Below are 22623 nucleotides of genomic sequence, written 5' to 3'. Positions count from 1 at the left end.
CCAACGATTTCCGGACCGGTCAGTGTGGGGTCAGGGGCGAAATCCCCTCCGGCCGGCCCGTTCCGGCCGCCGCCGCCTCACACCGAGCCGCGTACGTCCTGGTGGTGGGTCAGTTGCCGGCGGAGCTCCGTGGGCAGCGGATGGTGCGGCCCGTAGGCGCGCTCCGTGTCGTACAGCAGGGCCTGCAACTGGGCGCGGCCCGCCGTGTGGTCGCCCATTCCGAGCAGGAGGTGGCCGATCCGGTGGCGGATGTCGAAGGCCCGGCCGGGGCCGGAGGACGTCACGTAGCCGTTCTCGTAGTAGGGGAGGACCGCGCGGTACTCGGCGAGCGCGGCGGCCGTCTCACCGAGCTGCTCCAGGCACTGCGCGGCGTCGTAACGGAACTGCAGGGTCTGGGAGTCGGCTGGGCCCGCCTCCGCCGCACGGTCGTCGGCGAGGCGGCGGAGCTCGGGGAGGGCGCGGCGGTACTGGCCGTCGTCCATCAGCGTCGCCGCGTACTGCTTGCGCAGGATCCGGACGACCGGTGAGTGTTCGCCGTGCTCCAGGGCCGCGGCCGGCAGGATCCCCCCGAGGATGTCGACGGCCTGGGTGATGCGGCCCTCCCCGAGCAGCCGTTTCACGTCGTCGACGGCCTGTGCCACATCGGGCCTGGCCGGCGGCGTCCGGGGCGGGGCGGGTGTCTGCCGGTCGGTGACGGGCGCCGGCGCGGGGGCGGCCGCCCGGTCCGGCCAGGGGGCGTGCGGACGGAGGAAGGGGCGGGTCGGGTCGAGGGGCCCTGACGGTGTGCCGCCGGCGGGCAGCAGGGGCCGCAGGGACTCGTAGACCTCCTGGGCGGAGGTGGGGCGGTCCTGCGGGTCCTTGGAGAGCAGCCGCAGGACGAGCGCTTCGAGTGACGCGGGGACCTCGGGCCGGATGTGCCTGACCGGGAGTGGGGGCTCGTAGAGGTGGCGGTGCAGGACACCGAGGGCGGTGGAGCCCGCGAACGGCACGTCACCGCTGAGGAGTTCGTGCAGGAGCACACCGAGCGCGTAGAGGTCGGTGTACGGGCCGACGGCACCGCCCATCGCCTGCTCGGGGGCCATGTAGGCCGGCGAGCCGATCGGTGAGCCCGTGTGCGTCAGCCGGGTGGTGTCGGTGTCCATGACGGAGGCGATGCCCAGGTCGAGCACCGTGAGGGTGCCGTCGGGTTTCACCATCGCGTTACGGGGCTTGAGGTCGCGGTGGACGATCGGCACGGCGTGCACCGCGGAGAGCACCGCGCACAGCTGGGCGGCGATCGCCACGGCCCAGGGCCACGGGTAGGGGTCGTGCTCGGCGAGGTGGTCGGCGAGGTCGGCGCCCTCGACGTACTGCATGACGAGGAAGAGGTCGTCGCCGTCGCTGCCCGCGTCGTGGACGGTGACCAGACCGGGGTGGTCGACCTGTGCGGTGACCCGGCACTCCCGGACGAACCTGCGGCGCAGATCGTCGGCGGCCTCGCTGCCGGTGGGGCCGGCCACCCGGTCGGGGCGCAGGAGCTTCACCGCGACCCGGCGGTCGAGGCGCTGGTCGTACGCCGTCCAGACCTGGCCCATGCCGCCTTGGCCGAGAATGGTCGCCAGCTGGTAACGACCGGCGATGACACGCCCGTTCACCGGCTGTCACCCTCCTTGCGGAGGTAGTCGCTCAGTTCGTCGAGCTCGGCGCGCACCTGGTCGAGACGCTGGGGGGCGGCGGGCCTCGGGGTGTCGGACGGTGCGGCGGGCGGGGGCGGCGTGGGGCTCTGCCGCGGGGCGGGCGGGTAGCCGTAGGCAGGAGAGGGCGACGCCTGCCGCGGTCCGAATCCGGTGGACGGGAACGAGGGCGCCCCCGGGTGCGGGCCGCCGTACGGAGCGCCGTACGGACCTTGGCGGGAGACCCCGTGCGGGCCGGCCGGCGGACCACCGTACGGACCGAAGTGCCGTATGTCCGTGTACAGGTAGTAGGTGACCGTGCCGACGAAGACCACCAGCATCCAGGACAGGGTGATGATCGCCTGCCCGTCCGTCATCACCTCTTCCTCCGGAGGCAACGACCCGAGGTACGCGATGAGTCCGGCGTTCAGCGCCAGCACGAGGCCGAACAGCCACCAGTCGCGCTGCTTACGGGTGACGATCGCCAGCCGCAGCATGGCCGCCCAGGCGAGGAGTCCACAGCTCAGCAGCGCGAGTGCCACGAAGACCACGCGCAGCGTGACGAGCGTGGCCGAGGACGGAGAACGCTTCGGCTGCTGCTCCGGCGGATAGCCGTAGCCGTGCATGTGCTGCTCCCGGAGGGCGTGGATCGGACGTGTGCAGTGAGCGTATACACCGACACGGACAAGCCGTCCCTGGTTGTGCACAACCGTTGTGCTTCACGTCACTCCGGGGCGACGGAGCCGTCCGTGAGCCCGTCGTACATCCCCTGCACCAGCTGCCCGCCGAGCCGGCCCGCCGTGCGCAGTGCGTCCTCGAACGCGGCGAGGGCGCTGAACTGCTCTCCGTACTTACGCTGTTCGGCCAGCGGCAGGCGCGGCACCTGGAGACGGCGGGCGTCGAGCCGGGTCGCGGTGGAGGCGTAGCTGCTGGCCTGCCGGTTGTTGGCGGTGCCGCGCAGGAAGCCGGCGAGGAACCAGGGGTCCAGGGCCGCGGGGTCGGGCCGCAGGAGCTGGAGGTTACGGCCGAGCGCGGCCCCGGCGGTCGCCTCGTCGACGACCCTGGCGACCGTTCCCCCGCCGAGTACGGGCACGACGACGTCTCCCGGTTCCAGCAGCAGCGGCTCGTCCTCGGGGGACGCGGCCGGCGCGGAGGGCGTACCGCTGGGGGCCGCCCCGGAGAGGACGTCGTGCTCGGTGAGGACCGGGACCGCGCCGCTGCCCGCACCGGAGCCGGTGCGCAGGTGCAGGGCGCCCGCGCGGGCCAGTTCACCGACCGTGGTGAGGGGCCGCCGGCCCTGTTCGCAGGGCACGGCGGGCGGCGGCGTGAGCCGGGTGGTCAGCTTCAGGGTGTCGTCCAGGCGTTCCCGTACGCGCACGAGTTCCGCCGCGCCGCCGCCGGCGGCCGGGGGCGGGAGATGGCGGGCGGGGGCCAGGTCCACGTCGTCGTCGAGGAGTTCGATGACGGGGACGGCCCGGCTGGTCCCGGGGCGCTCCTCGACGGGCTCACGGCGCCCCGGCACGTCGAAGGGGGTCCACGCGTCGAGCACCGAGGCGCGCACCGCGGGCCAGTCCAGCCGGTCACGGCCGGAGGGCGCGCCGGCGGTCTCGGGCTCCGCCGCGTCGACGACGAGGAGTTCGGGGGCGGGGGGCTGCTCGGTGCCCGGCTTGCGGAGGACCCAGACGTGGAGGGGGATGCCGTACGGCGGTGCGGCGCCCGCCGGGAGCGCGATGACGGCGCGGAGTGCTCCGCGGCGGAGCAGGTCGGCGCGGATGCGGCGCCCCGAACGGCGGGAGGCGGCGGCCGGGGGCATGAGCACCACGGCGGTGCCGCCCTCGCGGAGATGGGCGAGGGCGTGCTGGACCCAGGCGAGTTCGGACTCGGTGCGGGCGGGGAAGCCGTACTCCCAGCGGGGGTCGTAGGCCAGGTCGTCGTGGCCCCAGTTGCGCTCGTTGAACGGCGGGTGGCAGAGCACCGCGTCCACGGCGAGACCGGGGAACGCGTCGGTGCGCAGGGTGTCGCCGGTCCGGACGGCGAGCGCGGGTCCGGCCGTCCTGTTCCCCGGGTGGAGGGCGAGCCGGAGCGCGGTGAGCGCCGCCAGGTCGGGATCGGCCTCCTGGGCGTAGAGCGCCGTGGGCCGGCCGACGGCGCACAGCAGGGCGCCGGTTCCGGCCGCGGGGTCGAGGACCGTACGGGAGCCCTTCCCGCCGCTCCGCCGGGCGGCGTCCTCGGCCGGCGTCGCGAGGTCGGCCATCAGCTCGGCGAGGCCGGGGGGCGTGAGGGTGTACTGCCGCGGGTTGGCGTCCAGCTGGCGGCCGAAGAGGAAGTCGAAGGCCTGCCGGGCGCCCGTCTCCGCCGCCAGTTCCGCCGCGGCGCGCAGCAGGGGGACGGACGGCAGGAGAGCGGACGCCGTGGGTGTGGGGACCGCGCGCCCCTCTCCGAAGCGGTCGGCGAGCACGTGGTCCAGGGCGCCCGGCAGCACCCCTGCCATCCGGGCGTCGGAGACGGCGGTGATCTCCAGCCAGGCGGTGGGCCTGTCGCGGACGAGCAGGAGGGCGCACCCCGTGTGGACGAGCGCGGTCACGGCGCCGTCGGGGTGGCCCGCCAGCTGCTGCCAGACCCGCTCGCGCAGCGGTACCTCGGCGAGCTTGCCCTGGTCGCGCAGCCACTGTTCGACCTCGCTCAGCGCGAAGGAGGGGCTGGCCTCGGTGCCGCCGACGGGCTTCGGGAAACCGGCGTGCCGCCGGCGCCAGTTGCTGACGGCCGCGCGGCCCACGCCCGCGAGCCTGGCGATTCCGGCCGCGGTCACCTCGGTCGAGTTATCCGGCACTGGCCTGTCTCCCGTTCCGCGCACGTGGGTGTCCCTGCTGTGTGTGGGTGAGCATACCGATACCGACGAGCCAACAGTTCACACGCATTATTGTGTTGACTCGGTTCACAGTCGATGGTCTTATTGACCCGCCGCACACCAACGCGGCGCATCGTTCCGCTCACAGTCCCCGTTTCTCATCGGAAGGGCACAGCCATGTCCCAGTACACGCAGCCGCAACAGCCCCAGCAGCCGTACGCCCCCGCTCAGGCTCCGGGCACGCGCCCCGCCCGCAACGGCCTGGGTATCGCCGCCCTGGTGCTGGGCATCATCGGGACGGTCTCGGGGCTGATCCCGTTCTTCTTCTGGCTCGCGGGGATCCTCGGCCTGATCGCCCTCATCCTGGGGCTCGCCGGGCGGGGCCGGGCCAAGCGCGGAGAGGCCACCAACAAGGGCGTGACCACGTTCGGCGCCGTCCTCGGCCTCGTCTCGCTGATCCTGTCGGTGGTCGGAGCGGTCCTGACGTTCAAGGCCGTGGACGATGTGGTGACCGACATCAACAAGGCCGTCGAGGACAGTTCGGCGTCCGCGAAGCCGGCCGCCGGCGGAGGGGCGGCCGGTGACGGGACGGCCGGGGGCACCGAGGGCAAGGACGACATCCTGCGGCAGGGGGACTCCGCGGCGTACGACGACGGCCTGGAGATCACCGTGAACGCCCCGGCCCCGTACACCGCCGACGAGTTCGCGATCGGCCACACCAAGGGCAACAGCGCCTGGACGGTCGCGGTCGTCATCGAGAACAAGGGCAAGGAGAAGTTCGACGCGGCGCTCGTCAGCGTCGACGCCCGCGCCGGCGCGGACGGTGTGAACGCCGAGCAGATCTTCGACGGGAAGGTCGGCGAGGGCTTCAGCGGCACCGTCCTGCCGGGCAAGAAGATCACGGCGAAGTACGCCTTCGACGCCCCGGCCGACGCCAAGAACCTGACCGTCGAGGTCGGCCCCGGCTTCGAGTGGGACGCGAGCCAGTGGGAGCTGAAGCTCTGACGGGCGGACAGCCCCGTCGCGCCCACCTTCGGGCCGGCCACCCCCTGCGGGCGGGCCGGCCCTGTGGCCTCAGCCCGTCCGGTGCCGCACCCAGACGTTCGGCTCGACATACACGGCGTACCCGTGCGCGAGCGAACAGTGCACCGGCACCAGGGCGCCCTCCACCTCCACCGGCCCCTCCGTGTCGAAGGGCAGCCCGGTCCAGGCCCGCCACCGGTCCAGGGACCCGCTCACCGTCATCGACACCGGGGCCACACCCTCGATGACTCCGCCCGCCCGCACATGCACCCGCAGCCAGGGGTCGCACGGCAGGCCGTCCTCGTCCCGGACGCGCCGGGCGTACTCCTCCATCGGTGCCGTGGCCTCCGCGTGCTTCCCGCTCGGCCTGACCGGGGCGACGAGTTCCCGGAATCCGAGGCGCCGGGCGTTCTCCCGCATCGCGGCCACCATGTGCCCGGAGATGCCCTGCCCGAGCCGCCCCGTCGTCACCGTGATCTCGATCGCGCTGACGGTGTCCGGAGTGCGCCCGTGCCGCAGGTCGGAGAAGGCCCACAACAGCACCTGGTCCCAGCCGCCTTCCGGCAGCGCTCCCCGGCCCTGCGCACCGAGGGCGAACGGCACGCTGTAGCCCCGGGCCACCACGGCGCCCCCGGGATCGGTGGCGACGAGCACGAACTCAGGGAACTCGGCGGCTATGCGCGGGAAGTTGGCCCAGCCGACCAGATCCTCCAGCACGAACTCGGGCCAGGTGTCGGGCATCTCCTCGATCGCGGCGGCGAGCTCCGGCCGCTCGGCGAGCGTCGTGATCATCAGGTCCATGCGGCCAAGGTAAGCAGCGCCCGGCCCCCCGCCAAACCGTTTCCGGCTTACACGACCGACCCGACGGCGACCGCCCACACCGGCCAGAGCGTCAGCAGCACCCCGGCCGTCCAGTACGTGCCCGGCGACAGCGTGGCCCTTCGCCGCACCCAGTCGTTGGCGAGCCACCAGATGATCCCGAAGACCGCCACCACGGGCACGACGATCACCAGCCACAGCGTCATCCCGTCGTTCTCGGTCGGCTCACGGGAGGTCCATCCGGCGTCCGCGAGCGGCCCGTTCGACAGGTAGTACCAGACCAGGAACACCGGTATGACGCCCGGAACCCCGAGCAGCAGATTCATCCCCGCGGCCGTCAGCCGCCATTTCCACATGGGCACAGTATTCACAGGGGCGCGGACGTCCTCAGCGCTCGGGCGCCTCGGTCGGACCGCCGCCCGTGGGCAGCTTCTCGGCGGGGCAGGAGGACAGCACCTTCCGCATGGCGTCCCGCTCGGCCTCGGTCACCCACAGCCCGTACTTGCTCTTCACCGACACCTGCCCCGCCACATACGTGCAGCGGTACGCCTTGTTGGGCGGCAGCCAGGTCGCGGTGTCCCCGTCCCCCTTGCGGCGGTTGGCGGACGAGTCGGCCGCCACCAGGTTGAGCGGGTCGTTCGCGAAGGCCCGCCGTTTGCCGTCGCTCCACTGCTGGGCGCCCTTCTGCCACGCGTCGGATAGGGCGACGAGGTGGTCTATGTCCACCTTGCTGCGACCGCGTTCGAAAGCGATGCGGCCCCCCGTGTACGGATCGGGGTCGAGGACGCCGCTGAGCACCTTGCAGCCGTCGGCGTCCCGCTCGACACCGGAGAGCTGGTGCGCGAGTACGTCGTCCCGGGTGCCGCAGCCGTTCCGGTCGGTGTCCACCCAGGCGGACCCGAACTCGTCACGGTCGTATCCGGTCCTCGGCGCGCGGCCCTTCACGCTCAGCCCGTCGACGGCCCGCAACGCCGACCCCCCGGGAGCCGGGGAGTTGGCGGCCGGCTCGGGGACGTCGAGGTCGCTCACGGCGTCGCAGCCGGTCAGGGCCAACGCGCCCACCAGCGCCGACGTGGCGCAGGCGAGGAGTCGGTGTCGGCGGGGCACGGCTCGAAGAGGGGTCACAGCGCACCAGGTTAGGCTCGGCGGGACCCGGCCGTGAAGGCGGCGCCCCCACTGCAGTCCCCGCCCTGGGTGCCGCGTCCCCGGACCCCGCCGGGGCGCGGCGCCGTGCGCCCCGGCCGGGGCCGGGAGTTACGACCCCAGAATCGTCGTGAGGAACTCCCCGGTCCACGACAGGAGTTCGCGCCCCATCACCGGCTTCCCGCCGATCCGGCCCGCCGTCGGCCGCGGCACCAGGATCTGACGCGTGGCCGGCTTGAAGATCGTCTTCGGGTGCAGCCGCTTCAGCCGCAGCTCCTGCGACTCGCGCAGCTCCACCGGCGCGAAGCGGATGTTCGGCCCCTGCAGCACGATCTCCCCCACCCCGCAGGCCCGGGCCAGCATCCGCAGCCCCGCCACCAGCAGGAGGTTCTCCACCGGTTCCGGCAGCTTGCCGTAGCGGTCGGTGAGCTCCTCGCGCACCGCCCTGATGTCCTCCTCCGAATTCGCGGAGGCGATCGAGCGGTACGCCTGCAGGCGCAGCCGCTCACCCGGGGCGTAGTCGTGCGGGACGTGCGCGTCGACCGGGAGCTCGATCTTGACCTCCAGCGGCGGCTCCTCCTCGACGCCGCCGTCCACGGCCGCCCGGTAGTCCGCCACCGCCTCGCCGACCATCCGGATGTACAGGTCGAAACCGACACCCGCGATATGACCGGACTGCTCACCGCCGAGCATGTTTCCGGCGCCGCGGATCTCCAGGTCCTTCATCGCCACGTACATGCCCGCACCCATCTCGGTGTGCTGGGCGATGGTCGCCAGACGCTCGTGCGCGGTCTCCGTCAGCGGCTTCTCCGGCGGATACAGGAAGTAGGAGTAACCCCGGTCCCGGCCACGGCCGACCCGGCCGCGCAGCTGGTGCAGCTGGGAGAGACCGAAGTTGTCGCCGCGCTCCACGATCAGCGTGTTCGCGTTGGAGATGTCGATGCCGGACTCGACGATCGTCGTCGAGACCAGCACGTCGAACCTCTTCTCCCAGAAGTCGACGACGACCTTCTCCAGCTGGCTCTCCCCCATCTGCCCGTGCGCCGTCGCGATCCGCGCCTCGGGCACGATCTCCCGCAGCCGCGCCGCGGCCCGGTCGATGGACTCGACCCGGTTGTGGATGTAGAACACCTGGCCCTCACGCAGGAGTTCACGCCGCACCGCCGCGCCGATCTGCTTCTCCTCGTACGGCCCGACGAAGGTGAGGACCGGGTGGCGCTCCTCCGGGGGCGTCGTGATCGTCGACATCTCGCGGATGCCGGTGACGGCCATCTCGAGCGTACGGGGGATGGGTGTCGCCGACATCGTGAGCACGTCGACGTTGGCCCGCAGCTTCTTCAGCTGCTCCTTGTGCTCGACGCCGAAGCGCTGCTCCTCGTCGACGATGACCAGGCCCAGGTCCTTGAACTTCGTCTCCGACGAGAACAGCCGGTGCGTGCCGATGACCAGGTCCACGGACCCGTCCTTCAGCCCGTCCAGTGTCGCCTTCGACTCGGTGTCCGACTGGAAGCGGCTCAGCGCCCGCACATTGACGGGGAACTGGGCGTACCGCTCGGTGAACGTGCCGAAGTGCTGCTGGACCAGGAGCGTCGTGGGCACGAGGACGGCGACCTGCTTGCCGTCCTGGACGGCCTTGAACGCCGCGCGCACCGCGATCTCCGTCTTGCCGTACCCGACGTCGCCGCAGATCAGCCGGTCCATCGGGACGGACTTCTCCATGTCCTCCTTGACCTCGGCGATCGTGGACAGCTGGTCGGGCGTCTCCGCGTACGGGAACGCGTCCTCCAGCTCACGCTGCCACGGGGTGTCCGGGGCGAACGCGTGGCCGGGGGCCGCCATCCGCGCCGAGTACAGCTTGATCAGGTCGGCGGCGATCTCCTTGACCGCCTTCTTGGCCCGCTGCTTCGTCTTCGTCCAGTCGGCGCCGCCGAGCCGGTGCAGGGTCGGGGCCTCACCGCCGACGTACTTGGTGACCTGCTCCAGCTGGTCGGTCGGGATGTAGAGGCGGTCCCCGGGCTGGCCGCGCTTGGCGGGGGCGTACTCGACGAGGAGGTACTCACGGGTCGCGCCCTGCACGGTGCGCTGCACCATCTCGATGTAGCGGCCGACCCCGTGCTGCTCGTGCACGATGTAGTCGTTCGCCTGGAGCGTCAGCGGGTCGACGGACTTACGGCGGCGCGCCGGCATCCGCCCCAGGTCCTTGCTGGCGGTGCGCTGACCGGTCAGATCCGTCTCGGTCAGCACGGCCAGCTTCAGCGCCGGGTCCACGAAGCCGTTGGCGATGGCTCCGCACGAGACGTGCACGAGCGACGGCGTGATCTCGGCCAGGTCCTGGTCGAGGCGGGCCGCGATGCCCTCGCCGCCGAGCACCTCGACCGTGCGGGCGGCGGGGCCCTGCCCCTCGGTGACGTACACCGTGCGCCAGCCGTCGGCGAGCCACCCCTTGGTGTCGGCGAGCGCCCGGGCGGTGTCGCCGCGGTACGTCTCCGGGGCGTGCATCCCGAGCTTCAGGGAGTCCCCGTCCAGCTCCTCGTCGGCGGCGAACGGGGAGGTCGACCACCACATCATGGACAGCTCACGGGCCCGGTCCCGGACGTCCGCGATGCCCCACAGGGAGGCCGCGCCGACGTCGATCGGGGCCTCGCCACCGCCCGCCGTGGCCGCCCAGGACGCCTGGAGGAACTCCTGGCTCGTCGCGACGAGGTCGGCCGCCCTGGTCCGCACCCGCTCCGGGTCGCAGACCAGCGCCATGGAGCCCTTCGGCAGGACGTCGAGCAGCAGCTCCATCTCGTCGACGAGGACCGGCGCGAGGGACTCCATCCCCTCGACTGCGATCCCCTCCGCGATCTTCCCCAGCAGCTCGCCCAGCTCCGGGTGCGCCTCCGCGAGCGCCGCGGCCCGGGCGCGTACGTCCTCGGTGAGCAGCAGCTCACGGCAGGGCGGGGCCCACAGGCCGTGCTCGGCGACCTCCAGGGACCGCTGGTCGGCGATCTTGAAGTAGCGGATCTCCTCGACGTCGTCGCCCCAGAACTCCACCCGGAGGGGGTGCTCCTCGGTCGGCGGGAAGACGTCAAGGATGCCGCCGCGCACGGCGAACTCCCCGCGCTTCTCGACCAGCTCGACACGGGCGTACGCCGCTGCCGCGAGCGCGTCCACGACCTCGCCCAGATCCGCGCTCTGCCCGCTGCGCAGCGCGACGGGCTCCAGGTCGCCGAGCCCCTTGACCTGCGGCTGGAGCACGGAACGCACCGGGGCGACGACCACGCTGACCGGGCCGGTCTCCGGGTCGTCCTGCCGGGGGTGCGCGAGGCGGCGTAGCACGGCGAGACGGCGGCCCACGGTGTCCGAGCGGGGCGAGAGCCGCTCGTGGGGCAGGGTCTCCCAGGACGGGAACTCCGCCACGGTGTCGGGGGGCAGCAGGGTCCGCAGCGCGGCCGCCAGGTCCTCGGCCTCCCGGCCGGTCGCGGTGACGGCGAGCACCGTACGCCCGGCGTCGCGGGCCAGCGCGGCCACGGCGAAGGGGCGCGCGGCGGGCGGGCCGACCAGGTCGACATGGGCCCGGTGGCCGTCGGCGGCGGCCTTCACCGCTTCGGAGAGCGCCGGGTCGGTGACGACGACGTCCAGCAGACCGTGCAGGCTCATGAAGGTTCCGTCCGGTGTGGCGAGTGAGCAACGCGAAGGACCCGACACGTGGCACGGGCCGGGGGCTCCAGCGTACGACGCCGGTGTGTCACTCGCGCGAGGGAACGCCGTTGTCCGGACGGCGGCAGCGGGGCTAGCCTTAGTCCGTAGCTAGTCCACTCCCGCGACAGCGAGGCGTCATGGAAGCAGCCCGGCAGTACAACGTGCACGAGGCCAAGACCCACTTCTCCCGCATCCTGCAGCAGGTCGAGACCGGCGAGGAAGTCGTCATCAGCCGGGCCGGGGAGCCCATCGCGAAGGTGGTGCCTCTTCGGTCCAAGGTCAACCGGACCGACTACGGCGCACTCCGGGGACAGATTCGTATCCCCGACGACTTCGACGAGCTCCCTGACGACATCGCCGAAGCGTTCGGGATGCGTGGATGAGGCTCCTGCTCGACACACACGTCGTCCTGTGGTGGCTGAACGCCTCACCGGAGCTTGCCGAGGACACGAGGGAACTCCTGCGCACCGAGTCCGAGGTCTACGTCAGCGCCGCCACGCCGTGGGAGATCGCGATCAAGCAGAGCCTCGGCAAGCTGGAGGGCGCCCCGGACCTCGCCGAGCGCGCCAGAGACATGCAGTTCAGACCTTTCCCGATCACCGCAGAGCACGGTGCACGCGCTGGCCGGCTCCCTCCGGTCCACCGTGACCCCTTCGACCGCATCCTCGTCGCGCAGGCCCAGACGGAGGGGCTGACGGTCGTCACCCGCGACAAGTGGATCCCGCAGTACGACGTGCCGGTCATGCACGCCTGAGGACGGGAGCCGGACGCGAACCGGCCCCGGGGCGTTTGGAGGAACGTCCCGGGGCCGGATCAGTCATGCTACGTCCGGTGCTGTCACCCGTCCGTGGCAATCGCGTTCAGGACGTTCATCCGGCCGGCCCGGAAGGCCGGGACCAGGGCGGCGAACAGTCCGACGAAGGCCGAGGCGACGAACACGGTGACGATCGTCGGCCACGGGATCTCCAGCACCCCGAGTCCCTCCAGGGCCAGCAGCTTCTGGGCCGAGGTTCCCCAGCCCATGCCCAGACCGAGTCCGAGCAGCGCGCCGAACAGGGCGATGACCACGGACTCCAGCCGGATCATGCGCCGCAGCTGGCGGCGGGAGAGGCCGATCGCCCGCATCAGGCCGATCTCGCGGGTCCGCTCGACCACCGACAGGGCCAGGGTGTTCACCACACCGAGCACCGCGACGATGATCGCCAGGGCGAGCAGGCCGTACACGATGTTCAGCAACTGGCCGATCTGGTCCTTCAGGTCCTCCTTGAAGTCGGCCTGGTTCTGCACCTTGTACTGCGGGTACGCGGCGAGCGAGCTCTTGATGGCCGCGTACGCCTCTTTCTCCTTGCCGTCCTCCGCCGCGGCGAACATGATCATGTTCTCGGGCATCCGGTCGGCGGCGACGTAACGCTCGGCCGTGCTGACGTTGATGTACATCGCGCCCTGGTCGACGCTCGTGTCGTCCGAGGTGATCGCGGCGACCTTCAGCTTCGCGGTGTCGCCGGCCTTGAAGTCGACGGTGAGTTCGTCGCCCACCTCGATCCTGTGCAGGGCGGCGTAGTCCGACCCGACCGACATGGAATCCGCGCCGTACGCCTTCGCCAGGTCACCGGCGACGGCTTCGCGCCGCAGGTCCTGCGGGTACGTCGGGTCGGCGGCGGTGACGTCGTCGTCCGACGACGAGCCGTCGGGGTTGGTGAGCTTCGCGGCGAGCACCTTGTAGTTCGTCACGTGCTCGATGCCGGGCACCTTCTCAAGGGCGTCCGCGGCCTGCGGCACGATCAGCTGGCCGGTGTTCGACTGGACGATGAAGTCCGTGCCGACCGACTTGTCCAGCTCGTCGGTGGCCGACGCGACCATGGACGAGCCGACGACCGACAGGCACGCCACCAGGGCCAGGCCGATCATCAGGGCCGCGCCGGTCGCCCCCGTACGCCGGGGGTTGCGCAGCGCGTTGCGCTCCGCCAGCCGCCCGACCGGGCCGAAGAGCCGAAGCACGACGGCGCCGAGCACCCGCACGACCACACCCGCCAGCAGCGGGCCGATCACGATGAAGCCGATGAGGGTGAGGACCACGCCCAGGCCGAGGTAGAGCGAGCCCTCACTCGCCTCGTCCACCCGGGTCGCACCCCACAGGCCGGCGGCACCGGCCCCGGTCAGGACCAGTCCGATTCCGGCACGGATCCAGCCGGACCTGGCGTCCGCCGGGGTTCCGGCGTCCCGCAGGGCGGCCATCGGGGAGACCTTGCCGGCTCGGCGGGCCGGGATGTAAGCGGCGAGGACGGTGACGACGATGCCGAGCGCCAGCCCGATCACCGGTGTCGTCCAGGCGATGGTGAGGTCCTTGGTGGACAGCTCCATGCCGACGGCGCCCATGACCTTCATCAGCCCGACGGCGAGGCCGATGCCGGCCGCGACTCCCAGGACCGATCCGACGATGCCCAGGAGGACCGCCTCGACGAGCACGGACCGGTTGACCTGCTTGCGGCTTGAGCCGATGGCCCGCATCAGACCGATCTCACGGGTGCGCTGGGCGACCAGCATCGAGAAGGTGTTGACGATCAGGAAGATACCGACGAGGAAGGCGATCCCGGCGAAGCCGAGCATCGCGTACTTCATGACGTCCAGGAAGGAGCCCATGGAGTCCTTGCCCGCGGCCGCGGCCTCCTTCTGGGTCTGCAGCTTGTACGCGCCCGCATCACCCAGGGCGGCGGCGACGCTCCGCTTCAAGTCGATGTCGCTGACACCGGGTTCGGCGGCGACAGCGACGTGCGTGAAGACGTCCGGCGCACCCAGCAGCTTCTGCTGCGCGGTGGCGGTGTCGAGGTAGACGACGGCCGCACCGGGGTTGGTCACGGTGAACGACGCGATCCCGCTGATCTTCGCCCTGATGTCGCCGGTGACGGCGATGGTGCGCACCTCGTCGCCGACCTTCAGGTGGTGCTTCTCGGCGGTGTCGGCGTCGATCATGGCCTCGGTCGGCCCGCGCGGGGCGTGTCCTGAGGTGATCTCCATGGACCGCAGGTCGTTGTCGGTCCAGTTGCCCGCGATCGTCGGGGCACCGGTGTCGGACCCGAGGTTCTTGTTGTGACTGTCCACGAGGGTGACGGCCATGCTGCTGACCGCGCCCTCGGCCTTCTTCACCCCGTCCACTCCGGCGACCTCGGCGACGACGGACGCGGGGAGCGCCTCGGGCTTTCCGTTCTCCGGGACGTCGGCGGTCCCGGCGCCCTTCGGGCTGACCGTGACGTCGGCGGACGTCACCGCGAAGAGCTTGTCGAAGGTGGTGTTCATCGTGTCGGTGAAGACGAGCGTGCCGCACACGAACGCCACCGACAGCAGGACGGCGACGGCGGAGAGCGCCATCCGCCCCTTGTGCGCGAGGAAGTTGCGCATCGAGGTCTTCCAGACGGTCATGACGTCCGCCCGCGTGCGTCGAAGTCCTTCATCCGGTCCAGGACCTGCTCGGCGGTGGGGTTCTTCATCTCGTCGACGATGGAACCGTCCGCGAGGTAGAGGACCCGGTCCGCGTAGGAGGCGGCCACCGGGTCGTGGGTGACCATGACGATGGTCTGGCCGAGCTCGTCGACCGACTTGCGCAGGAAGGACAGCACTTCGGCGCCGGCCCGCGAGTCCAGGTTCCCCGTGGGCTCGTCACCGAAGATGATCTCGGGGCGGGCGGCGAGCGCCCGGGCCACCGCGACACGCTGCTGCTGGCCTCCGGAGAGCTGCGTGGGCCGGTGCTTCAGCCGCTCGGCGAGACCGACGGTCTCCACGACCTGCCGCAGCCAGCCGGCGTCGGGCTTACGGCCCGCGATGTCCATCGGCAGCGTGATGTTCTCCAGGGCGTTGAGCGTCGGAAGCAGGTTGAACGCCTGGAAGATGAAGCCGATACGGTCCCGGCGAAGCTGCGTCAGCTTCTTGTCCTTGAGCCCCGTGATCTCGGTGTCGGCGAGGTGGATCTGCCCCGAGGTCACCGTGTCCAGACCCGCCAGGCAGTGCATCAGGGTCGACTTGCCCGACCCGGACGGGCCCATGATCGCCGTGAACTGCCCGCGGACGATGTCCACGTCGACATGGTCGAGCGCCACGACCCGGGTCTCGCCCGCGCCGTACGCCTTGACGACCTGCCGCGCTCGCGCAGCAACGGCCGTACGCCCTCCAGTGTCCCCGTGCCTGGGAATGGTTACAGCCGTTGTCACGGTTTTTCTCCTATGTCGGTCGATGCGCGGACGTCTCTGTGTACGTTCCGAGTCTCGGGTGAAGAGGTGCTCCGGCGCGCTGGTGCCCGGCGCAGTCTTCGAGTGGGGTTTTCCCCACCCCGCTCCCTGCGGCCGGCCGCATCCGCGGCGTTGTACCGACCGTCCCCCACGTGCCGGTCGGTATAAGAACACGCTAAGGAAGAGGGCACCCGCCTCTCGTCCTCCGGCGGGAGGAACGGCCCCCGGGCCCGACTCCGGTGCTCCCCCTAGGGGTACGGGCCCCGGGTGCGGGACCTGAGTAGGGGTCCCGCTCTCCCGCCTGCGGCTCCCGCACGGCGCCGGGCGGTGAGACAGTGTCCACCGGCAAGTAGATGCATAGGGAAGGGACCCCTGTGGGCGGCACGGACGGCACCGGCGGTACGGACAGCCCGGAAGCGGTACGAGGAGCCGCCGCCCCCGGGCCACCACAGGGCACCGACCGGAGCCGCCGCCCCGTCGCGGCGGCCCTCATGCTCGGCATGGGACTCGCCGCCATCGACGGCACCATCGTCGCGACCGCCGTTCCGCAGATCGTCGGCGACCTCGGCGGGTTCTCCGTCTTCTCCTGGCTCTTCTCCGGCTATCTGCTCGCCGTGACCGTCACCCTGCCGGTGTACGGGAAGCTCTCCGACACCTTCGGCCGCAAGCCCGTCCTGATCGCCGGGATCATCCTCTTCCTGGCCGGCTCCCTGCTCTGCGCCGCCGCCTGGAACATGGCCGCCCTCATCGCCTTCCGCGTCGTCCAGGGTCTCGGCGGCGGCGCCCTCCAGGGCACGGTGCAGACCATCGCCGCCGACCTGTACCCGCTCAAGGAACGGCCGAAGATCCAGGCGAAGCTCTCCACCGTCTGGGCCACTTCGGCCGTGGCGGGGCCCGCGGCCGGCGGGCTCCTCGCCGCGTACGCCGACTGGCGCTGGATCTTCCTGATCAACCTGCCGGTCGGCGCCGTCGCCCTCTGGCTGGTGGTCCGTCACCTCCACGAACCGGCCAGGCCGCGCCCCGCCACCCGTCCCCGTATCGACTGGGCGGGCGCCCTCGCGGTCTTCGCCACCGGCGCGCTGCTGCTGACCGCGCTCGTCCAGGGCGGCGTCGCCTGGCCCTGGCTCTCCGCCCCCTCGCTCGGGCTGCTGGGGGCGAGCGCCGCGCTGGCCGCCCTGACCGTCCTCATCGAACGCCGCGCCGCGGAACCCGTCATACCCGGCTGGGTCTGGCGGCGCCGCACCATCGCCTCGGTCAATCTCGCCCTCGGCGCGATGGGACTGCTCATGGTCGCGCCGACCGTCTTCCTGCCGACCTACGCCCAGTCCGTCCTCGGTCTGGGACCGATCGCCGCCGGGTTCGTCCTCTCCGTGATGACCCTGAGCTGGCCCGTCGCCGCCGCCCTCTCCGACCGGGTCTACAACCGCATCGGCTTCCGCCGCACCGCGATCACCGGCATGTCCGGGGCCCTGCTGGTCCTGCTCTGCTTCCCCCTGCTGCCCTATCCGGGCGCCGCATGGCAGCCCGCCCTGCTCATGCTGCTGCTCGGCGCGACGCTCGGCCTCTTCCAACTCCCCCTGATCGTCGGGGTCCAGTCCACGGTCGGCTGGGCCGAGCGGGGCACGACGACGGCGTCCGTGCTCTTCTGCCGCCAGGTCGGCCAGAGCCTCGGCGCCGCGCTCTTCGGTGCCGTCGCCAACGGCGTGCTCGCCTCCCGGCTGGCCGCCTCCCCCGTCCCGGGCCTGCCCAGCGATCTGGACGCGGTCTCACACGCCCTGGAGGACCCGGCCTCCCTCTCCGCCGCGGCTGCGGACCATCTGCGGCGGGCGGTCGACACCGCCGTCGACCACGTGTTCACCGGCGCCGCGGTCGCCGCCGCTCTCGCCCTCCTGGTGCTCGTCCTCCTGGCCCCGCGCCGCTTCCCGGTCCTGGACGAACACGAGAGCGCTCCCCGGACACCGAAGGACTAGACAACTGGCGTGTTACCTGGAGTAGTTCGTCCGTAGCCCTCCCCCTCCGCGATACCCGCGAGTAACGTACGCGCTCCCAACAGCGCACCCGCGCACCTGCCTTGCAGCCCGTCCCCGGGCCCGAGCCATGCAGGGAGCACCGCCATGCCTCAGCACTCGCAGCCACCCCCGCGCCCGCCCCGGCAGCCCCCGCACCGCCCCGCCCAGCCCCCCTATCCCGGCGACTACCTCATGCCCTGGCAGAGCTCCCCGCCCCCGCCACCGCCCACCACGGCACCCGCACCCGGACGCGCCCCGGCGCCCGGGCACCACAGCGACCTGCGACGGCTCCGCACCGCCTACCGCCTGCTGCGCCGCGTCTCGGCCCTCACCGCCCTCGGCTACTTCACCCTCTTCCTCCTGCTGTCCGGCTACGCCCCCGCCCTGATGACCCGCCCCGTCGGCGACGGCGGACTCACCACCGGCCTCCTCCTCGGCCTGTGCCAGCTCCCCGTCGCGCTCGCCGCCATCGCCGTCTACGAGTGGACCGCCCGCCGCACCGTCGACCCGCTCAGCGCCGGACTCCGCGACCGGGCCGGCCACGCGAAGGCCGGCGCACCGGCACCGGACCGCAGGAAGGGGCCGGGCCGGTGAACGGATTCGACGAGTCGGCCCAGACGATGTCCCTCACCGCGTTCATCGCCGTCGCCAGCCTCACCCTGCTGCTCTGCGTCATGACCGGACCCGACCGCGACGACCTCGACGCGTTCTACACCGGCTACCGCGCCCTCTCGCCCCTGCGGGGCGGCCTCGCCATCGCCGGGGACTACCTCTCCGCCGCCACCGTCCTCGGCACCACCGGAGTCATCGCCCTCACCGGCCACGACGGCCTCGTACTCGCCCTCAGCACGGTGCTCTCCCTGGTCCTGCTGATGTTCCTGCTCGCCGAACCCCTGCGTAACGCGGGCAGGTTCACCATGGGCGACATGCTCACCCGCCGGGCCCCCGGCCGGGCGGCCCGCATCGCCTCCTGCACCGTCACCCTCGCCGCCCTGCTGCCCCTGATGGTCGTCCAGCTCGCCGGCAGCGGCGATCTGCTCGCCTTCATCCTCGGCTTCGACAGCTCCGGCTTCCGCACCGGATCGATCATCGCCCTCGGCGTCGTCATGATCGGCTACGCGGCCATCGGCGGCATGAAGGGCACCGCCCTGATCCAGATCATGAAGACCCTCGCACTCCTGGGCGCGGGGCTCCTCGTCTCCGTACTCGTCCTCGACCGCTTCGACTGGGACACCGGCGCCCTGCTCCGCGCCGCCGAGAGCGGGAGCGGTGCGGGCGCCGCCTATCTGCACTCCGGCCTCCAGTTCGGTGGCAGCGACCTCGACATGATCAGCAGCGAACTGACCGTCGTGCTCGGCGCCGCCTGCCTGCCGCACATCACCATGCGGATGACCAGCGTCCGCAACGCCCGGGCCGTCCGCCGCTCCCTGTCCTGGGCCGTCTGCGTCGTCGTCGGCATCTGCCTCCTCCTCACCGTCATCGGCTTCGGAGCCGCCGCCCTCGTCGGAGGCGAACGCATCACCGCCGCCGGAGCCCAGGGGAACAGCGCCGTCCTCCAGGTCACCGCCGCCGTCGCGGGCGGCGGCAGGACCGGGGCGCTCGTCGTCACCACCATGACCACGGCGATCTTCCTGACCCTGCTCGCCTCCGTCGCCGGAATGATCCTGGCCTGCGCCAACTCGCTGGCCCACGACCTCTTCGCCCACGGCCGGCGGAGCGCGGGGCCGATGAGGCCCCGCACCGAGATGGCCACGGCCCAGGCCGCGGCGGTCGGTGTCGGAGCACTCGCCGTCACCCTCGCCGTCCTCGCCCGGCACTGGAACGTCCAGGCGCTGGTGGCCCTGTCCTTCTGCGTCGGGGCGTCCGCCATCGCCCCGGCGCTCGTCTACAGCATGTTCTGGCGCCGCTTCACCCGCACCGGGCTGCTCTGCACCCTCCTCGGCGGCACCGCCTGCGTGTTCGTCCTGATCACCGGTACCGACCTCGTCTCCGGCTCCCCCGGATCCGTCTTCCCCGACCGCGACTTCAACTGGTTCCCGCTCACCACGACCGGCCTTGTCTCCATTCCCTTCGGCTTCCTCGCCGGATGGCTGGGGACCCTGTACGGCAGCAACGCGGACCCCCTCGGTCAGCGCCGCCAGTACGAGGCCGTCGAACCCTGGATCCTCGCGGGAGCACCGCCCGCGGGGCGGCGGTGACTCGGCCATGAGGTGACGGCACCGGCCGGCGGAACGCCGGGGCCACGACGGCGGACTGCCCGGCTCCGGGCCCCCGAAGGGGCCGGAACCGGGCAGTCAGGTCCGGAAGGAAGCCCGCACGGTCAGCCCTTGGCGGCGGCCACCTCGGGCGCGGCGGCGGCGTCGGCCTGCTCGCCGACGCCGTCGGCGGGACGGCGGAGAGCCGGGATGAACACCGCGATCACCACGGCGACCAGCGCGACACCGCAGCCGAACATCAGGCCGGTACGGAACCCGGCCTCGGAGGTGAAGCTGTAGCCGGCCGTCTCCGTGGTCATCTGGGCGAGGACCGCGCCGATCACCGCGGCACCGATCGATGTGCCGAGCGCGCGCATGAGGGTGTTGAACCCGTTGGCCGCGGCCGTCTCGGACACCGGGACCGAGCTCATGATCAGGGCGGGCATCGCGCCGTATGCGAGGCCGACGCCGCTGCTGCTGACCATGAGGAACAGCATCAGCCCCCAGGCGGAGCCCATCAGGAGGATCCCCAGCCCGTAGGCCCCGGCGATCACCAGCACACCGCAGATCAGCGTGAACTTCGGGCCGCGGGAGTCGGTGAGCTTCCCGCCGAGCGGGGAGATGACCATCATCATCAGGCCGCCGGGGGCCATCCACAGACCCGCCGCGAGCATCGACTGGCCCAGCCCGTAACCGGTGGCCTCGGGGAACTGCAGGAGCTGCGGCGCGATCAGCATTCCGGCGTACATGCCGAAGCCGACGAAGAGCGACGCGAGGTTGGTGATCAGCACCCGGGGACGGGCCGTGGTGCGCAGGTCGACCAGCGGGTCCTTGGTCCGCAGCTCCCAGAAGCCCCAGACGAGAAGGACCACGACGGAGGCGACGAACAGGCCGATCGTCGTCGTGGAGGTCCAGCCCCACTCGGCGCCCTTGGAGACGGCGAGGAGCAGGCAGACCAGGCCGACGGCCAGGCCGAGGGCACCGGGCACGTCGAAACGCTGCCCCTTGGCGCCGGCCGGGACGTCCGGGACCAGGAACCAGATCAGGGCGAAGATGATGAGGGCCAGCACGGCGGAGCCCCAGAAGAGCACCCGCCAGTTCGCGTACTGGGCGACCGCCGAGGCGATCGGCAGACCGAGGGCGCCGCCGATGCCGAGGGAGGCGCTGACCAGGGCGATGGAGGAGCTCATCTTCTCCTTCGGCACCACGTCACGCAGCAGGGCGATGCCGAGCGGCACCATGCCCATGCCCATCCCCTGCAGACCGCGCCCGATGATCATGGGTACGACGGAGGACGCGAGCGCGCACACCACCGACCCGACGACCAGCGGCACCGCGCACACGAGGAGCATCCGGCGCTTGCCCAGCAGGTCGCCCAGCCGCCCGGAGACCGGCACGCACACGGCCGATACCAGCAGGGTGACGGTGATCACCCAGGCGGCGTTGGAGGACGTGGTGTCGAGCAGCTTCGGCAGCTCCGCGATGAGCGGGGTGACCAGGGTCTGCATGACCGCCGCCACGGTGCCCGCAAAGGCGAGCGTGGCGATCACACCGCCTGATCTGACGGTCGGCTGGGGGGCATCCATGAGGATGGAACTCCTTGGGGTCGGGTCGCACGTCTCGCACGGTCGAGCGATGTGCATCGTACATGTCCAATGTTTCATGCACGTCATGTGTCCAATACACATCCCGCGGGAGCGTGGAACCACCGAGCGACGCACGATCGGCCCGGTGCAGAAACAGGAGACGGCAGGCCTGGCCGGGCCTACGGACGACGTGGCCCCGACGCCTCCACTCTCAACCGCCGGACCACCGCCGCGAGACGCTCCGGACCGACCCAGCGCACCACCGACCCCGAGGGCGGAACAGCAGGGGCGCCCGCCTCCTCGACGACTACGCCCCCTACCTCAAACGCTCGATACCGGCCCGCAACAAGCGACCCGTCACTCCCCCACGGACCCCGGCACCGCACGCCCCGTCAACGCCGCCAGCGAATTACGCACATGCGCCATGTGCGCCTGCACCTCCTCGCGGCCCTCCTCGTGCTCCCGCAGGATCCGCTCCGTCTCCCGCACCACACGCTCCTCCGCCATCCTCGCCCCCGACAGCAACTCCGCCGCCCGCGCCTCCGCGTCCTCCTGGCCGTGCCGGGCCGCCTCCTCGGTCTCCGCGAGCTCCCGCCGCGCCCGCTCGAGCAGCGCCTCCCCACGAGCCGTCAGCTCCGCCTCACGCTCCGCCGCAGCCGCCTCCGCACGGGCGATCCCACCCTCCGCCGCCTTGCCCCGCTCGGCATGCTCCTGCTCCTGATGCGACAGCACACCCGCCGTACGACGACGCGTACCGGCCATCTCCGCCTCCGCGGCCCCACGCACCTCACCGGCCTCCTGGCGCGCCTCCTCCACCAGCGCCCCGGCGCCCTCCCTCGCCTCGGCCAGCACCTCCTCCGCACGGGCGTCCGCCGCCGCCCGCACAACCCTCGCCTGCTCACGTGCCGCCTCACGGACCTCCCGGCCCGCCGCGTCCGCCGCGTCCCGCAGCGCCTGCGCCTCCTCCAGCGCCGCACCCCGCGCCGCCTCCGCCTCGGCCTCCGCCAGAGCCAGAATCTGCTGAGCACGCTCCCCCAGCGACTGATACGTCTGCGGCGCGAGCGAGGCCACCACCTCACCCAGCCGCGCCGCCTCCGCCGCCAACTCCTCGGCCCGCCCCGTCAGCAGGGCAAGCCGCTCCAGGGCCCCGTCCCGCTCCGCCGACAGCGAGGCCACCATGCGGTCCACCTGCTCAGGACGGTAACCACGCCCCCGAACACCGACAAAACCGTGCGCGGACACCGGTCCACCACTCATCCCTGAAGCCCTCTTTCCCGCTCTCCGACTCCACGACCATGAAGCAATACGTCAAGGATGCGGTAATTGGCCCGGAAGTCGGAATCGATCAGCTGCATTCAGGACCGGAAGCGACCCGCATCACAGAACCCCACACAAAAGGCGCCCGCCCCATCACGGGACGAACGCCTCTCGTACACAACGGATC

Annotated in this window: 17 protein-coding genes; 6 read left to right on the top strand and 11 right to left on the bottom strand. The window is 71.9% G+C overall.

All coding sequences use genetic code 11. The annotated features are described in order from the left end of the window. Positions 1–77 precede the first annotated feature (77 nt). The 3 genes from ACIQM3_RS33470 to ACIQM3_RS33460 form a co-directional block, all read right to left on the bottom strand. Positions 78–1634, bottom strand: coding sequence for a protein kinase (locus ACIQM3_RS33470; protein ID WP_401631059.1), 1557 nt, complete (start codon positions 1632–1634; stop codon positions 78–80). Then, positions 1631–2278 carry a hypothetical protein gene (locus tag ACIQM3_RS33465; protein ID WP_401631057.1) on the bottom strand — a complete coding sequence of 216 codons (648 nt, stop codon included), beginning with the start codon at positions 2276–2278 and terminating at the stop codon, positions 1631–1633. Before ACIQM3_RS33465 ends, ACIQM3_RS33470 begins: the two co-directional genes overlap by 4 nt. A gap of 98 nt (positions 2279–2376) precedes the next feature. Continuing rightward, the gene (locus tag ACIQM3_RS33460) at positions 2377–4482 is read right to left on the bottom strand and encodes an N-6 DNA methylase (RefSeq protein WP_401631055.1); all 2106 of its coding nucleotides are present in this window, start codon (positions 4480–4482) and stop codon (positions 2377–2379) included. Between the two features lie 195 nt (positions 4483–4677). Here ACIQM3_RS33460 and ACIQM3_RS33455 point away from each other — a divergent pair, with 195 nt between their 5' ends. Further along, positions 4678–5505, top strand: a complete 828-nt coding sequence (locus tag ACIQM3_RS33455) for a DUF4352 domain-containing protein (RefSeq protein WP_401631053.1) — start codon at positions 4678–4680, stop codon at positions 5503–5505. Positions 5506–5574: 69 nt separating this feature from the next. Here the strand turns inward: ACIQM3_RS33455 and ACIQM3_RS33450 are convergent, their stop codons facing one another. The 4 genes from ACIQM3_RS33450 to mfd all read right to left on the bottom strand — a co-directional run bounded on the left by ACIQM3_RS33450 (position 5575) and on the right by mfd (position 11127). Further along, positions 5575–6324 carry an N-acetyltransferase gene (locus ACIQM3_RS33450; RefSeq protein ID WP_401631051.1) on the bottom strand — a complete coding sequence of 250 codons (750 nt, stop codon included), beginning with the start codon at positions 6322–6324 and terminating at the stop codon, positions 5575–5577. A gap of 47 nt (positions 6325–6371) precedes the next feature. Further along, positions 6372–6698 (bottom strand): hypothetical protein, encoded by a 327-nt coding sequence (locus tag ACIQM3_RS33445; RefSeq protein ID WP_401631049.1) that lies wholly within the window; start codon positions 6696–6698, stop codon positions 6372–6374. Positions 6699–6729: 31 nt separating this feature from the next. Beyond that, the gene (locus ACIQM3_RS33440) at positions 6730–7467 is read right to left on the bottom strand and encodes an HNH endonuclease family protein (protein ID WP_401631047.1); all 738 of its coding nucleotides are present in this window, start codon (positions 7465–7467) and stop codon (positions 6730–6732) included. A gap of 129 nt (positions 7468–7596) precedes the next feature. Further along, complete coding sequence (gene mfd, locus ACIQM3_RS33435; protein WP_401631045.1) at positions 7597–11127, bottom strand: transcription-repair coupling factor; 3531 nt, start codon at positions 11125–11127, stop codon at positions 7597–7599. Between the two features lie 179 nt (positions 11128–11306). Between mfd and ACIQM3_RS33430 the strand changes: the two genes are divergently transcribed. Beyond that, positions 11307–11552 carry a type II toxin-antitoxin system Phd/YefM family antitoxin gene (locus ACIQM3_RS33430; RefSeq protein ID WP_401631043.1) on the top strand — a complete coding sequence of 82 codons (246 nt, stop codon included), beginning with the start codon at positions 11307–11309 and terminating at the stop codon, positions 11550–11552. Beyond that, positions 11549–11923, top strand: a complete 375-nt coding sequence (locus tag ACIQM3_RS33425; protein ID WP_401631042.1) for a type II toxin-antitoxin system VapC family toxin — start codon at positions 11549–11551, stop codon at positions 11921–11923. The genes ACIQM3_RS33430 and ACIQM3_RS33425 overlap by 4 nt, the downstream gene beginning before the upstream one ends. An 83-nt stretch (positions 11924–12006) precedes the next feature. Here ACIQM3_RS33425 and ACIQM3_RS33420 read toward each other — a convergent pair whose 3' ends face one another. Beyond that, complete coding sequence (locus tag ACIQM3_RS33420) at positions 12007–14586, bottom strand: ABC transporter permease (protein WP_401631040.1); 2580 nt, start codon at positions 14584–14586, stop codon at positions 12007–12009. Then, complete coding sequence (locus tag ACIQM3_RS33415) at positions 14583–15371, bottom strand: ABC transporter ATP-binding protein (RefSeq protein WP_401631038.1); 789 nt, start codon at positions 15369–15371, stop codon at positions 14583–14585. Before ACIQM3_RS33415 ends, ACIQM3_RS33420 begins: the two co-directional genes overlap by 4 nt. A 371-nt stretch (positions 15372–15742) precedes the next feature. Here ACIQM3_RS33415 and ACIQM3_RS33410 point away from each other — a divergent pair, with 371 nt between their 5' ends. The 3 genes from ACIQM3_RS33410 (at position 15743) to ACIQM3_RS33400 (ending at position 19596) form a co-directional block, all read left to right on the top strand. Then, positions 15743–17359, top strand: coding sequence for an MFS transporter (locus ACIQM3_RS33410; protein WP_401631036.1), 1617 nt, complete (start codon positions 15743–15745; stop codon positions 17357–17359). A gap of 144 nt (positions 17360–17503) precedes the next feature. Then, positions 17504–17992, top strand: coding sequence for a DUF485 domain-containing protein (locus ACIQM3_RS33405; protein WP_401631034.1), 489 nt, complete (start codon positions 17504–17506; stop codon positions 17990–17992). A gap of 26 nt (positions 17993–18018) precedes the next feature. Further along, positions 18019–19596, top strand: coding sequence for a cation acetate symporter (locus ACIQM3_RS33400; RefSeq protein ID WP_401631275.1), 1578 nt, complete (start codon positions 18019–18021; stop codon positions 19594–19596). A 122-nt stretch (positions 19597–19718) separates the two neighbouring features. Here the strand turns inward: ACIQM3_RS33400 and ACIQM3_RS33395 are convergent, their stop codons facing one another. Further along, the gene (locus tag ACIQM3_RS33395) at positions 19719–21179 is read right to left on the bottom strand and encodes an MFS transporter (RefSeq protein ID WP_401631032.1); all 1461 of its coding nucleotides are present in this window, start codon (positions 21177–21179) and stop codon (positions 19719–19721) included. A gap of 357 nt (positions 21180–21536) precedes the next feature. Beyond that, complete coding sequence (locus tag ACIQM3_RS33390) at positions 21537–22436, bottom strand: cellulose-binding protein (protein WP_401631030.1); 900 nt, start codon at positions 22434–22436, stop codon at positions 21537–21539. Positions 22437–22623: the final 187 nt, after the last annotated feature.

This window comes from Streptomyces sp. NPDC091271 (assembly GCF_044757505.1).
GTDB lineage: Bacteria > Actinomycetota > Actinomycetes > Streptomycetales > Streptomycetaceae > Streptomyces.
The sequence above is the reverse complement of the archived record's forward strand: the minus strand, read 5'-3'. Positions and strand labels throughout refer to the sequence as shown.

Bases quoted from the DNA above. Each gene is read 5' to 3' on its own strand.
- ACIQM3_RS33465 (WP_401631057.1), bottom strand. From the start codon at position 2,278: ATGCACGGCTACGGCTATCCGCCGGAGCAGCAGCCGAAGCGTTCTCCG.
- ACIQM3_RS33455 (WP_401631053.1), top strand. From the start codon at position 4,678: ATGTCCCAGTACACGCAGCCGCAACAGCCCCAGCAGCCGTACGCCCCC.
- ACIQM3_RS33450 (WP_401631051.1), bottom strand. From the start codon at position 6,324: ATGGACCTGATGATCACGACGCTCGCCGAGCGGCCGGAGCTCGCCGCC.
- ACIQM3_RS33445 (WP_401631049.1), bottom strand. From the start codon at position 6,698: ATGTGGAAATGGCGGCTGACGGCCGCGGGGATGAATCTGCTGCTCGGG.
- mfd (WP_401631045.1), bottom strand. From the start codon at position 11,127: ATGAGCCTGCACGGTCTGCTGGACGTCGTCGTCACCGACCCGGCGCTC.
- ACIQM3_RS33430 (WP_401631043.1), top strand. From the start codon at position 11,307: ATGGAAGCAGCCCGGCAGTACAACGTGCACGAGGCCAAGACCCACTTC.
- ACIQM3_RS33425 (WP_401631042.1), top strand. From the start codon at position 11,549: ATGAGGCTCCTGCTCGACACACACGTCGTCCTGTGGTGGCTGAACGCC.
- ACIQM3_RS33420 (WP_401631040.1), bottom strand. From the start codon at position 14,586: ATGACCGTCTGGAAGACCTCGATGCGCAACTTCCTCGCGCACAAGGGG.
- ACIQM3_RS33410 (WP_401631036.1), top strand. From the start codon at position 15,743: ATGCATAGGGAAGGGACCCCTGTGGGCGGCACGGACGGCACCGGCGGT.
- ACIQM3_RS33405 (WP_401631034.1), top strand. From the start codon at position 17,504: ATGCCTCAGCACTCGCAGCCACCCCCGCGCCCGCCCCGGCAGCCCCCG.
- ACIQM3_RS33400 (WP_401631275.1), top strand. From the start codon at position 18,019: ATGTCCCTCACCGCGTTCATCGCCGTCGCCAGCCTCACCCTGCTGCTC.
- ACIQM3_RS33395 (WP_401631032.1), bottom strand. From the start codon at position 21,179: ATGGATGCCCCCCAGCCGACCGTCAGATCAGGCGGTGTGATCGCCACG.
- ACIQM3_RS33390 (WP_401631030.1), bottom strand. From the start codon at position 22,436: ATGAGTGGTGGACCGGTGTCCGCGCACGGTTTTGTCGGTGTTCGGGGG.